Source organism: Microcoleus sp. B3-D7 (assembly GCF_036705305.1).
Lineage (GTDB): Bacteria > Cyanobacteriota > Cyanobacteriia > Cyanobacteriales > Microcoleaceae > Microcoleus.
Genome location: NZ_JAUBUE010000081.1, coordinates 1 through 13,545, shown reverse-complemented (window position 1 = coordinate 13,545; position 13,545 = coordinate 1). Strand labels below are relative to the sequence as shown.

The following is a 13,545-nucleotide window of genomic DNA, read 5'->3' as shown; positions in this document are numbered from 1 at the left end:
TTTGGGCAGTCCCAGTCTGGCGAGTCCTCATCCTCAAAAGAATGAAAAGCACGAAAGCATTGCTGTCCATCAAGGTAGCGGGCAATTTCCATTACCTCATCTGCCAAAGAAATCGGAATTCTAATGGTCTTAAAATCGCGTGTACTCCATTGGGGAGGACGACCAGCCCCTAACCGCTTTCCCCCACGTCTAACCCTTTTAACCGATTCAATCATACAATCAAGGAAAATATTGATAAAGTTTGGTAGCTCCGAAATATCTACATCTGTCTGTAGGTACAGCTTTTCTCTATCTTAAGACATGGATTTTTTATTTACGGTTGTACCGGGTTTCACCTATCCCGGTTGCCTGCGGCGCCTAAACCTCTGCGTGGCGCGGCCGGGGGGGCAGGCCCCAAGTCAGCCCCTCCCCCGGCCCGCGTTCTCATCCTCCTTCTTCACTAAATTTTTTAATTAATTCCTCAAGCTGCTTTTTGCCTTCAGAGAATTTGCGCCCCTTCTTGCCCAGGATATTTTCTATAATCCAGGTTGCAGTTTTACCTTGAGTCTGTGCCGCTTCCACTTTCCACCAAAGTTGTAAATCACTAGCATCCTGTTTGGAAGTGGTAGCGGAAGCTTCTGGTTGTAAGTCGTTGCTGTATACGGCTTCCAAAGCTTCCCGTGCTGCTTCCACTTCCTCATCGGAAGCAGCCAAAATTGCTTCGGCTTCCTTCTTCCGCGTATCCTCGGAAACATATACGGACGTGCTGATTTCATGTACCACGTCGCTGTCGATGGCTGCTTGCTTAAGGGCCTCGAATTCCGCCTCTTTAGCAAGCTTGAGCGCACCCTTGCGGGCTTCAAAACAACAGGCAAAAGACGCAACTATAGCGATGCCTTGCACAAAATTATGCAGCGGGACTTTCCGACTGAAAACAAAGGGCGGGAGTAGCCAGAGGGTGAGGCCAGAGAAGGAAAGTACAGACACTCTCAGGAGCGACATAACATTACCCCGAGCCCTACCAGAGCAGCTATCGAGGTGGAAATTAATCGGAACCTGAACTGCATTAAATCAATTCCTAGGATGGCGACTACCGCATCATCTAAGAGCCAAGCAGAAGCAGAAATAATAAGCTTCAATGCAAAGATTGCTTGCACGAATTGGAGCAAAGCGCTATCGAGCGACGCTGCCCAGCACAGGAGGCTGGAAGCAATCGCCGTAAGCAAAAATGAGTTGCTCAGGGCGATCGCCTTTATCATTCTTTAGCCCCTCCTAAAAGCTTGGCTTGAATCGCTGCAATCCTTTCGGTGGCGCGATTCTCAGCTTTTTCTAAACCGACACCTAGCTTGGCATATCCAGGAGCCAAGCCGAGCAGGTGTTTCGCCAACCCCACATCAGCTTGTTTTTTTGTCAGTTCTACGCTCGCCACCACTTTCTGATGTTTGCGGTACGCCTTGTGTACTGCACCGTCTGCTTCTTCAATCTGGCTGGTTGCTTTGAGGTATTTTTTCGTGTACCTCGCACCTTCGGTCTTTTCCTTCGCCAATTTCTTCCGCTCGTCCGCTTCTTCCTTGCTGTAGTAACGGGGAGCCTCGATTATTGCTGCTGTGCGGATAGACGCAAAGTTGCCGGGATTGAGCGGTGTAATTGCCCCCGCATCAGTTGGAGCAGCCAGTTTCTCAAATTTACTTGTGATGGCGTCGCTAATTTCGCCGCCAAATAGTTTGGTCATCATGCCCATTATTTTGATGCTCCAATTTGAATGTTTACGCGGACTGGAGGAAGTAAGTTCAACGGATTGATTTGTCGCCATAAACTTATAGCCAGCACAAAGACCCCCGCTGATGCGAGTGCGAGTGCGACAAGTTGACCTAAATCAACCCAATCCAAAAAGGTGGAATTATGCCGGGGAAAACACACGGGGAACGAACCATCGTTAGCCCAATCCAATGTGTCTACACTGTCTACAGATCTGTCTACAGTGTCTAGTGTGTTGTCTAGCATTGTGTCAAGCGATTCACCGTCAACGAGGTACAGTTCTAGCAGCGCTTCCCATGTGGCAGTTTTGCTGAGTTTTCCGAACTGCTTTGCATCTTCATTGGTAAAACCGCGCTCAAATGCCATCGCTTTTAAGCGGTCAATGCGACGGTAGCTGATTAGGGGCTTAGTCATGGCAAAACCCCACTAACTCCGTTAAGAGTTGCGATCACCCGAAAAAGCGATCGGCTGAATATGGCATTATAGTTAGGCTCCAAACGTTGTAACTGAACGGTTTGGGGAAGCCGTGACTCGGTTAGCGGGTGGAATCGCTAGTCGGTCGCGCAACATCTTCCTTAGTTACTTACGATCGCAGGTTTTACGCCTTGGTGTCAAGCAGGAATTGTAAAGTTTTTCCACGCCTAGGCGTTGAATTGTGCGCCTTATATGGTCTGGCAGTTACCCAAAGCTATAGGTAACTGCTAGGTAACTGCTAGGTAACTATATCTTACGATTATCTGATAATGTCTTACTATTGTCTAACATCTGTCTAGTGTTTTCAAGCGCGTGAACTGGGACTTTTTGCTTGTTTCCGGATCTTTGCCCCCTCAGCCGGGGAGGCTTACGGAATTTTTCCGACGACCGAAACAAGATTTCGCACCCAACAGAAAACTAGCGGCCGTCGAAAAAATCCCGCTAGGCGGGGAGACTCTACTTTTGCGATCGAGGGGGTGGAGGGGGCAATATTTTCATTTTGCTTCCAGACCCCGGAGAGAAAAGTTTAAAAAAGCGCCTCAAAATCGGGTTTTATTTTTTTCATTTCGGGATTTGAGATTGAGAAACCTCTGTAGGCAGGATAGGGAGTGGGTTGCAGGGTAAGAGCTAGGTAAGTTGTTGGGTGAGGTTAGGCGAGGATAACCCCAATTTCCCCACTCACTCCAAAACCTTCTGCTAGGGGGGATACAACACTTTCCCATTCACTCTAAAACCTTCTGCTAGGCGGGGATACAACACTTTTTTACTCACTCCAAAACCTTTTACTAGTCGGAGGTAACCGTAAATCAGCAACGCGACACGTTTTTTGTAAAGTTTGTATAAAGGATAGATAACTCTCAATAAACTTGTCATGGTTATATGAAGAAACACGCAAAGCAGAAAGACTTTGAATGTTTGGTAATTTAACTGGTAACAACTATGAGAAACCCTTTCTCGCAAGCACACGCTTTGAGAGTTATCGTTTTGCTATTGGTTCCCTGGTACTGGGTGCCATCGGCTCCTGTACCCAACCAATGTTTGAGGACTTGACTAAAGTTGGGGTTGGAGCTTATATCGGGCTGTACATCTCTGCTGCAATCAAAGATTGCGACCGCGATAAGTCGCACCGTTAGGCGGGGATATCCATATTTTCTAAGCCTTCTAAGCCAGAGACTAGAACCGCTAAGGTTGTTGAATAGTGTCAAGCGCGTGACACAGGAGTTTGTTGTTCCCAAGAGTTAAGACGTGTAAAACGCTTTCACTTAGGACAAAGCAATTTTACCCCCTAAATTTTAGGTTTTTAAAACCGTGTTTCTGCAAGTTGGAGGAGTAGTCCACAGGTTTTAAAAAATCCAGACTATGCACAAACTAGCTGCTCGGAAAAAAGTTTCTGTTCCGGGAAAAAGTTTGGTGTTCGGACATCCTATGGGAACTGTTTCGCGCTTGCATCGGCGATTAGTATTTACGAGACTACCAAACATAAGGAGAGCAAAAATGAAAGATAGATTTTTTGATGAACCGTCGCTAGGAATAGGTATAAAACTAATTGGTCAAATTGCTGATGAACTTAGTTATACCCACACTTCTGAACGTCGCAATTGTCTTTCAATCGTTAAATATTTTCAACCCATACTACCTCAAAATAAATTTCAAATTGTTGGTTTGAAGCCATCGAGCGATGTTTTGAGCATTTTTAACTGGTTGAAAGAGCAAATAACTAGCCCATCCGATCGAAATTGTAATCAGCTACTGCAAAAACTCACTATCGAGCTTAATAGTGATATTGCTACTGTTAGTCAAGTTTTGTGGTGGGTGGAGCAGTTAGATAATCTACCAATTCCCGAAACAGTTTTACAACTTTCCCGACTGGCGGTGGTTGAAGGGTTTATCCTCGCTATTCACCATCACAAAGATATGCCGTCAGACACTTCGATCGATCTTTCGATTACGGTATTTAAGGAACGTCTTGAAATCAAAATTTGGGATTGGGGAAAGCCTTTTAACTTCCAGGCTAAGTTGAACGAAGAATTGAAAAAAAAAGATCCGTTCGGTTTGAACGAGATGGGATTTGTGGTTCAGTAAATCCATATATTCTGATCCAAAGACTGGAACCGCTAAGGCTATTAATAGTGTCAAGCGCGTGACACACGCCTTTGGTGTTCTAGACCGGACGGGCAGGCGACTATTTTTCTGACGGTCTTCTAAATCTTTTTCACTTCGACAAAGACTTAGCAGCCCGTCGAAAAAATCCCGCTACGGGTTTAGACGGGGAAAGGGAATTTCCCACTCACTCCAAAACCTTATTCTAGGCGGGGATAACACTATTTCCCAGCCTAGAGCTTGTAACCATTGCTGCTACATCAGCCTACTCAATTTTCCCAATCTAGGGCTTGAATTTAGTACGACTCGCTCAGGATACTGCCGTCCCTAATTTTTGTTGGCTTTCTCAATTAAACAAAAATTATTGTCACAATAAAAAGGATTCTACCAAGAGGAAAAAGACATGACGCGAGATGAAGCAATCCGACGAATCGACTGGGCGGTTCAGGAAAATTTGAAGAAACTGGATTTGTCGGGGTTGGACTTGGAGGAATTACCATCGGAAATTGGCAAATGTACACAGCTTGAGACGTTTAAGTGCACGGTATACGACGGAAAAGGGGCAACACGAAGGGTGAAACCGCTAATTAAGTTTCCTGATGTTATTCTTCAATTAACTAATTTAAAAGGACTTGATCTTAATAGTAATAAGATAACCGAAATTCCAGAGACGCTTGGGCAACTGTCCAATCTGAGACAGCTTAACCTTAGTAGAAATCAGATAACTGAAATTCCAGAGATGCTCGGGCAACTTTCTTATTTAACACAACTTGACATCTCTTGCAATAAGATAACCAAAATTCCAAAGACGCTTGGGCAATTTTCCAATCTAACACAGCTTGACATCTCTTGGAACAAGATAACCAAAATTCCAGAAGTCATCGTGCAACTGTCTAAGTTGATCCAGCTTGATGCCTGGGGCAATGAGATAAACGAAATTCCAGAGATGCTCGGGCAACTGTCAAATCTGAGACAGCTTAACCTTAATGACAATGAGATAACTGAGATTCCAGAGACGCTGGGGCAACTATCCAATCTGACACGCCTTTACCTTAATGGCAATAAGATAACCAAAATTCCAGCAACACTCGGGCAACTGTCCAATCTGACATGCCTTTACCTCAATGACAATAAAATAACTGAGATTCCAGAGGCGCTCGCTCAAATGTCCAATCTGACAAGCCTTTGGCTCAATGACAATAAGATAACTGAGATTCCAGAGGCGCTCGGGCAACTGTCCAATCTGACAAACCTTTACCTCAAATGCAATAAGATAACTAAAATCCCAGAGACGCTCGGGCAACTGTCCAATCTGAGAGAACTCTACCTTAATGACAATGAGATAACTGAGATTCCAGAGACGCTCGGGCAACTGTCAAATCCTCCACAAATTGACTTTAGGGGTAATCAAATTACCTTCATGCCAGAAGTGTTTAGCTTGCAGCAACTACGACGTGAACAGCAAAGTTACGAGATTTGTCAATATGCTGAACAAGTTCCACAAAAGGAATTTGTTCAATTTTTTAATGACAACAGCGACTACGGTCATTTTTTAGTTTTCAACACTCTAGAAGGGGTTAGCGAGCCGTCGGAAGAGGAAGAGTAAGCACAATTTGCAGCACTTCTGCTACATGACTCCGGAAATCTCCCAAAATATATGGGTATGAAAGCAGATTAAGAGCAATCTGTCTAAAATATCTCAAGAGCGAAAAATTCTGTGAACGGTGAAATTAAATGGAGGAAATCCATTTCCCAACTAGGACTCGCAACTGTTACGACTCAATCAGGATATTCAAATTTTTTTGCCTACGACGTGAAAGTAGTGTAGTTCGACTGCATTACGGAATAGGAAAACGTAAGACATATCCGTAAGACACAATTAGTCGCTGTGCAGTTAATACCATTTCTATAAACGGAAATTAGTGCTGCTTTGAGGAAAAACTGAGAAAAAAAATACTATTTTTATAAACGGATAGGCAGGGAAACTCCAATTTTTCCCTTTAAAACTGGAAACTGTTACAGTTCTCTCAGCCTATTCATAAATGCTTGTTCAAATTTGCGATCGCACCTTTTAAAGATTCCGTCGTTCCTTGCCGATATAGTTATACTCCTTCTTTGAAAGCTTTGTGGGCAGCCTCGTTGCTATTAAGTTGTGCTATTTGTACGGTTTTGCCAACGGACACGGCTGCTACTACTGGCTAACTTAGCTGAATCGAAAGTGTGATCAACATACCAGCCAAAAACCATTAAGCGCACTTGCCCACAGTCGCCCCTTTTGTATTTTTGTCAATCTTAGTCACTAGCTCGCTTAGTATAAAGGCAGAAAGAAGTGATATTATGTCCGCAATATCATTTCCACTCGCCCTGAAGGGTAAAAGCAGCCCAATAATAGGGAGACTTCCATTTTTCCTGTTGCATCATTTCAATCTGCGCTGCCCTCAAAGCGGCCGCGGGCGTTAACTTTTGTTGCACCATTTTTTGATAAAACTTTTGCATTAACACAGAAGTTCCTTCATCATCGACATTCCACAAACTCACCGCCACCCGCTGAGCCCCCGCATACATAAAACCCCTTGTTAATCCCACCATTCCTTCGCCTTTAACATTCTGTCCCATGCCCGATTGACAAGCACTTAAAACCACTAAATTTGCCGCAAGTTTCAAGTTAAAAATATCGGTGAGGCGCAAAAAACCATTGACAAGATGGCCCTTGTCATCTACCATCGACATCACAATTCCTGACAGTTCGGGATTTTGGCTGTTGGCAATGCCGTGGGTGGCGAAGTGAACAATTTGATAATTAACTAAACTGCCGTCGGTAGCAGTAGTGCGGTTGGCCTCAAAATCAATCTTTTGACTGCTCGAAGCTGAGGGGAATAAGCTGGATATTCTTTGGGCTTCTTGGCGGGTAAATGCGAGGCGTTCGGGCGGCCATTGCCGATTAGAAGCACGAAGCGAGCGATTTAAACCGAGGTTATTTGCTTCTAATTTGTCTGTGGTTGCTTGGGTAATTTTTCCTTTAATTCTTTCATCGTCTGGACTGAAAACAGGATCTGCTAAAATTGCTAAAGTTCGGCTTGGTGGTTTTCTATCTCCGTAATTTTGCCTGAGAATGGCGAGAGTTGAGGCAGAAGGAAGAGTAATAATTTCATGTTCAATAATTAAGGGAACATTGGTGTTCTGGCCAGCGGTTTTGTCAAGAGTCAAAGCTTGAAAAGGGATATATTGCAGCACGCCGTCGGGAACAATCAATAAGCGTTTGTTTGCTAATTGGGCTGCTGCGGGTTGTAAAATTACTTGACCCAGATTTGCACTTGCTTGGGCAACTTGTTGAGGAATATCTCTCTGGATTGGGCTAGTTATCGTCTCTAGGAAGTCCTTAGCTGCTGTTTTAATGTCTGCAGGTTTTGGTAATTCATAGCTGGTTACTCCTGTTGATGTCACAACCCACAAATAACTGCGGTTTGTGCCAAGGAAATATTGCAATAAAATAGTGTTGTCATCGAGAATCTGTTTCTGAATTTCTGGCAGTGTTAAAGGTTGGGGTTGGGTGAGGGCAGCGTAGCGGGGGCTGGCGGTACGAATTTTGGTTTGAAGTTGCTGATATTGTTCCAAAAGTGCGAAGCGTTGTTTGTCGATTTCAGCGATTTTTGTTGGATTGGGATTGGGGCTGCTGATTGTTTCGATGCGCTGCTTTTCAATGGCATCGAGTTGGTTTTGCAGGCTCTTTTCTTGTTGCAGTAAATCGGGGGAAATACCTTCGCGAATGTTGGCGTTACTTTCTTGAAGAAGTTCGAGAAGGCTGCGAGCTCTCGAACGTTCGCTAGCCTCTAAGGCTTTTGTATCGTAACCGGATTTAGGATTAGTTTTATGCAGTTGCATTAACAAATCAATGTAGAGTTCGTAGTGGTCTTGTACTGTGGCAAAGTATGAGCTGCGGAGTTCAGGGCTGGCAATTTTGGTGCGGAGGCTTTCGATAATTTTGATAGAAGATTCAATGTCGTTGAGGGCTTCGATAAGATTGTTTTGAGCGCGTTTGGCAGAAGCCATGCTGCCAAGGATGACAGCTTCCCCACCCCGATTGCCTACTGCCCGACTCAGGGGAAGCGACTGGCTATAATACTCTAGCGCTTTCTGTTGTTCTCCCAATTCTACGTAGACACTGCCAATGTTGTTGAGGATGGCAGCTTCCCTACCCCGATCACCTACTGCCCGACTCAGGGGAAGCGACTGGCTGTAATACTCTAGCGCTTTCTGTTGTTCTCCCAATGCTGAGTAGACTAAGCCGATGTTGTTGAGGGTGTTAACTTCCCCAGCGCGATTACCAACTGCCCGTCTCAGGGAAAGCGACTGGCTATAATACTCTAGCGCTTTCTGTTGTTCTCCCAATGCTGAGTAGACACTGCCGATGCCATTGAGGATGGCAGCTTCCCCACCCCGATTGCCTACTGCCCGACTCAGGGGAAGCGACTGGTTGTAATACTCTAACGCTTTCTGTTGTTCTCCCAATTCTAAGTAGACTAAGCCGATGTTGTTGAGGATGGCAGCTTCCTTACGCCGATCACCTACTGCCCGACTCAAGGGAAGCGACTGGCTGTAATACTCTAGCGCTTTCTGTTTTTCTCCCAATTCTGAGTAGACTAAGCCGATTCTAGTGAGGATGGCAGCTTCCCCACCCCGATTGCCTACTGCCCGACTCAGGGGAAGCGACTGGCTATAATACTCTAGCGCTTTCTGTTTTTCTCCCAATTCTGAGTAAATAACGCCGATGCTGGTGAGGATGGCAGCTTCCCCACCCCGATCGCCTACTGCCCGACTCAGGGGAAGCAACTGGCTATAATACTCTAGAGCTTTCTGTTTTTCTCCCAATTCTGAGTAAATAACGCCGAGCCAGGTGAGGGTGTTCACTTCCCCTGAGTGATCGCCTGCTTCTCGATACAGCTTTAAGGCTTCTTCCAACTTGATGATCGCACTTCTTTTTGAGTCCCCTGTTCCTTGCTGGTAAAGTTTTTTTGCCTCTTCAAATACTTTTTTAGCAGCTTCGTTACTGTTAGTTTGTGATATTTGTACGACTTTGCCAACGGGTACAGCTACTGCCACTGGCTGACTTAGCTGAACCGAAAGTACGATCAACATAACGGTCAAAACCCATTGAGTGCGATCAAACATAGCCACCCCTTTTATATTTTTTTCAATTTTAGGCACTAACCTGCTTAGTGTTAAGGCAGGAAGAAGTTAAAGTTACCAGGAGCAGAGCTAGACCGAGCTAGTCCAATTTCCCAGCCTGGGACTTGAAAGCACCGCCACTATGTCAGGATAGGAGCATATCCTGAGCCAGAGCCTAGAATAGCCAAGGTCATCAAATAGTCTCAAGCGCGTGACACATGGTTTTTGATGTCCTTAGCCGGACGGGCAGGCGGCTATTTTTCCGACGGTCTTCTAAATTTTTTCACGTTGGCAAAGACTTAACAGCCCGTCGAAAAAATCCCGCTAGAGATTTAAGCGAGGATAACCCCAATTTTCCAACTCCCTCCAAAACCTTGTTCTAGGCGGGGATAGCGATATTTCCCCGCCTAGAAGTTGAATGCAGCGCCGCTACGTCAGGATATGAATCTATCCTGACCTAGAACTTAGTCGGTCAGCTTCCTCAAGTAAGGGAAACTATCTGCACCGACGGGAACGGGAATGAGTATCTTCTCGTTCTCAACCTTCACGTAGTAGTCGATTTCCTTTGCCCCATACGAAATACCAACAATCTCGCCCTTTTGCCCCTGGTAATCGCTCCTTAGCGTAATTTCTACTCGATCACCGACCTCAAATCCTTTGGAGATAGCGACTGATTTTAGGACCTGAGGATGGTCAGAGCTCAGCAATAAGTTTTCTGATTTTTCAAAAGGTGCGAAATTATGGCCGACACTTCCGACAGTAGACCTCAAAGCCTTATTAGACAAAGATTCCAACTGTCGGCCATAGTTACTGACAGTTGTCTGACAATTACTGACAGTTGGCGGATTTACTGTCAGAACTGTCGGAACTGTATTAGGCTCACTGTCAGTGCCTTTAACCCTTGATATATCTTGGTTTGAGGTTACTGTCGGAACTGTCGGTGTCAGTAGAGAGAAGGAAACAGTTTTCTTGAAAGTGCTGACAGTTCCATAATTCATAGATTCAAGTTCCGCGAACCAATCTCGAACCTGCTGAACCGAAATAGTTTTATGGTTAGACGAAAAAGTGCGTTGAACTTCACGAGTTGAAACCGTTCCTCCTTTGCGCTCTGCTAGGAGAACAATTTTCACCAAACTAGGAGCCAAGGCTTGACGGTCAGAGAACTCAGCGTAGAGACTGGCAATCTGGTCAGAGCTAAATTTGACAAACTTTATCGCCGCTTCCACCGCGAACTTAGGTATTAAAGAATTAAGCTCAACACCATTAAAAGCGCAGGTCAGAACGTAAATGATAGTGGCCATCTTGCCTACCTTCTCAGGCATTTTGCCGACCATTGCCCGAATACCCTGTTTTGGTTCAGCAATCCGTCTGTCTTCCATTGCGTTGTAGAAAGCAGTGAAGAGTCTCTTGGCATCGGGGCTTAGTTCCATTTTCAAAGCTGGCAGCGAATCTATTTTCGTGTACAGAACACTCAGCATCGGCGTAATGTCAAAACCGCCACTATCATCCTCAGAGAGCTTAGAAGCGGCCAAAGGCTGAAACACAAAATCGAAACGGGCGAATTTCCCGTTAGAGTCGCTGCAATCTTTCAGCAAAGCTGCCAACACGTCGGGCTGAATGGTTCCAAAAACGCTCAGTAGCAACCCGTCTAAGTCTGCTTTAGTTCCAGAAGCCCGTAGAACTGTGCTGCCTGTACCGTTCCAAAATTCGAGCAAGTCCTCATCATCACTACCTTTACCCCCTCGATATTGGTTTGCGGACTTAAAGAGGCTGGCAAGTTCATCGCAGCGATACATCAAGGCTTGGTCGGGGAACTCAGCAACTTGATACAAAATGCCTTCACCTGTGGACTTAGAAAACGAGTAGAGCCTAGGTCGAGGTTCTTTAGGTGGTAATCCCTTGTTGTCCCCTTTGGCTGCCTTCCACTGCCTGTATTCTTCCTCATAGTCTGCGAGAGCCTTCTGATATTCCTTCCGAGCCTTGTCCCGTAGCGATTGCATTGGTCGATCTATCATTGCCCGCATGATGGGGGATTTTTTCTGGGATGACTCAGCGACGATGCCAGCGAAATAATTAGGAGTGCAGCGGTAGTCAGTATCGCGCCGGAGCAAGACTTCTGAGCCAACCTTGAACAGGCTTGAAACTTGGGTGAGGAGGGCGGCCAAGTAGCACTCAGTTTTTAGATTGAGCTTTGCCGCTAGTTTTTCAATGGGGGCTGCTAATCCAGGGGGAAGAATTTCGGATAATTCAATCTGTGATTTTTGGGCAGAAAGCAGACGAGCAACTTCGGCCCCTGTATCTTCTTGCTCTAACTCTTGTTCCAGCTCTTGCTCGCGAGTGCGGTAAATTTTCTGAACTTGTGCCGGAGTAAGTCGGTAAGTTTGAGCCAGCTCTGAGATTTTAATTTGAAGCTGTGACCTTCTTAAGTCGGAGTTGAGCAGTTCATCAATTTTGGCCGCTAGGTCGGAGAGGTTAGGGACTTCAAATTTTGGATGAGTAACAACTTTTTGTACCTGCCGGGAAGTTTCAAAAGTTTTCTTGTCTCGGATCACCACTTTGATATCCTCAGCAGTTAGCTTGTGATGTTCCACCCAGTCCGCAATGTCTAGCCCTTTACTTTCGGGTAGGTTTTCCCAGGCTTTAGATTCAGGGAAAGGATAAAGCCAGAGCGCGCCGGGGAATTCTTGATGCAATAGCTCAGCGTGTTTGATTCCTGGTTTATCGCGATCGGGGACGATGACAACGCTCGCACCCTCTAAATCGCTTGTGTCAGTGTTTCGCCACTTGCTAGAGCCACCAATGTTGCAGGTAGCGGCCAAACCCAAGCCCCAAAGTATATCGGCGCAAGATTCCCCCTCAACGATGAAAATAAGCTCGTTATTTGCGATCGCTTTTTTGACCTCTGCATAGCGGTAAATAGGGATATTTTCCCGCGCTACCCCTTCAATACCTCCTATCCAGCCCATCTGTCGCGAACTCTTGCACTTACCCCAACTCATTTGAGTCCAATTAGCCTTAGTACCTTTGCCGTCATCAAACCGAACAACGCGAACAAGGGGGGAGCCGTCGCGGGCGGGATAGTACCAGTCACGAGTACCACGCGGGCGAATAGCTTTTTTTTGTTGGATAGGAGCATAGTAAGTTTTGCCATCCTTATCGGCTTTCGATGTAGCTTCCCAGCCCGTAGCGGGTGGCTGTTCGCGGTTACATACTGAAAGTTCCCCAATAAAGTAGCACCAATCTGGTTTGCCACAGTGGGGGCAAGGGCTGGTTTTGGATGCACGAAGAAGTGCACGGCTTGTGCTTTGTCCGTTATCTGAGTTAATATTCATGGTAAGTGGATGGCCCCTTCGGCCTGAATTCCAAAGACTGCTGCAAGCTAGGTTCCAATTAGAAGCAGCAGTTTTTTGGCGTTTACGTAGAATTAAAAAGCTTAAAACACGAGTGGAACCGCCCCGCTAGAAAATAAGCGAGCGGATGGTTAGGTCGCTACGAGCGCAACCATGCGATTCAATCTTGGGAAGAGGAATAAAGACTGGCGGGGGGTCACGATTGGACTCAATCTTGCAAAGGTCAGTGTCAGGAGTTGTAGGCGCGTCTATGACCCAAGAGAAAATCTCGACTAACAGCTCAAAAAAGTGGGTTCCAACAAAAATCCGAAGCATCGCTTTGATGTTCTTCTTAATGGCGCGTCCCAGTTTATGAATGACTATAGTCCAAAAAGTCCTGTGTTTTTTCCAGTCTCGTCTAATCTGTTGCCCCTCAAATACGCAAGGGAGTCCCATCTCCGAAATAAGGGAGAACTCGTCCTCGACAGATTTGATGCAAGAAAGTAGATCCATACTTTTTAGCTTATAGGGTTCAAAGCACTTTGAGTCTTTGTTTGCGGAAGGATTTTAACTGAGCTTTGAGGCTTTCAACCTCCGACTGTAATTGCTTATTTTTAACCCCCAGGACTTCCGCGCAATAGTGCAGATAGTTAAATTGCATCGCTTTTGGGCAGTCCCAGTCTGGCGAGTCCTCATCCTCAAAAGAATGAAAAGCACGAAAGCATTGCTGTCCATCAAG

General features: G+C 45.7%; 10 protein-coding genes. 4 read left to right on the top strand and 6 right to left on the bottom strand.

The window, feature by feature from the left end; all coding sequences use genetic code 11:
- Positions 1–423: 423 nt before the first annotated feature.
- Positions 424–981, bottom strand: coding sequence for a hypothetical protein (locus QUB25_RS28470; RefSeq protein ID WP_333188671.1), 558 nt, complete (start codon positions 979–981; stop codon positions 424–426).
- Positions 982–1,062: 81 nt separating this feature from the next.
- On the opposite strand from QUB25_RS28470, the gene QUB25_RS28465 reads away from it, so the two are divergent.
- A complete protein-coding gene (locus QUB25_RS28465) occupies positions 1,063–1,245 on the top strand; it encodes a hypothetical protein (RefSeq protein ID WP_333188669.1) in 183 nt (60 codons plus the stop codon).
- Here the strand turns inward: QUB25_RS28465 and QUB25_RS28460 are convergent.
- Together QUB25_RS28460 and QUB25_RS28455 are read right to left on the bottom strand one after the other, a co-directional pair.
- The gene (locus QUB25_RS28460; protein WP_333188667.1) at positions 1,235–1,714 is read right to left on the bottom strand and encodes a hypothetical protein; all 480 of its coding nucleotides are present in this window, start codon (positions 1,712–1,714) and stop codon (positions 1,235–1,237) included. The genes QUB25_RS28465 and QUB25_RS28460 overlap by 11 nt on opposite strands.
- A gap of 5 nt (positions 1,715–1,719) precedes the next feature.
- Positions 1,720–2,151: a hypothetical protein gene (locus QUB25_RS28455; RefSeq protein ID WP_333188665.1), complete on the bottom strand. Its 432-nt coding sequence runs from the start codon at positions 2,149–2,151 to the stop codon at positions 1,720–1,722.
- Positions 2,152–3,122: 971 nt separating this feature from the next.
- Here QUB25_RS28455 and QUB25_RS28450 point away from each other — a divergent pair.
- From QUB25_RS28450 to QUB25_RS28440, 3 genes are all read left to right on the top strand, one after another.
- Positions 3,123–3,344: a hypothetical protein gene (locus QUB25_RS28450; protein WP_333188663.1), complete on the top strand. Its 222-nt coding sequence runs from the start codon at positions 3,123–3,125 to the stop codon at positions 3,342–3,344.
- A 361-nt stretch (positions 3,345–3,705) separates the two neighbouring features.
- The gene (locus tag QUB25_RS28445; RefSeq protein WP_333188661.1) at positions 3,706–4,293 is read left to right on the top strand and encodes an ATP-binding protein; all 588 of its coding nucleotides are present in this window, start codon (positions 3,706–3,708) and stop codon (positions 4,291–4,293) included.
- A gap of 421 nt (positions 4,294–4,714) precedes the next feature.
- Positions 4,715–5,917, top strand: coding sequence for a leucine-rich repeat protein (locus QUB25_RS28440; RefSeq protein ID WP_333188659.1), 1,203 nt, complete (start codon positions 4,715–4,717; stop codon positions 5,915–5,917).
- A gap of 743 nt (positions 5,918–6,660) precedes the next feature.
- Here QUB25_RS28440 and QUB25_RS28435 read toward each other — a convergent pair.
- The 3 genes from QUB25_RS28435 to QUB25_RS28425 all read right to left on the bottom strand — a co-directional run.
- Positions 6,661–9,480 (bottom strand): CHAT domain-containing tetratricopeptide repeat protein, encoded by a 2,820-nt coding sequence (locus QUB25_RS28435; protein ID WP_333188656.1) that lies wholly within the window; start codon positions 9,478–9,480, stop codon positions 6,661–6,663.
- Between the two features lie 461 nt (positions 9,481–9,941).
- A complete protein-coding gene (locus tag QUB25_RS28430) occupies positions 9,942–12,809 on the bottom strand; it encodes a DUF3987 domain-containing protein (RefSeq protein ID WP_333188654.1) in 2,868 nt (955 codons plus the stop codon).
- Between the two features lie 529 nt (positions 12,810–13,338).
- Positions 13,339–13,545, bottom strand: a 207-nt coding sequence (locus QUB25_RS28425) for a hypothetical protein (RefSeq protein WP_333188652.1), incomplete at its 5' end; no start/stop codon positions are given.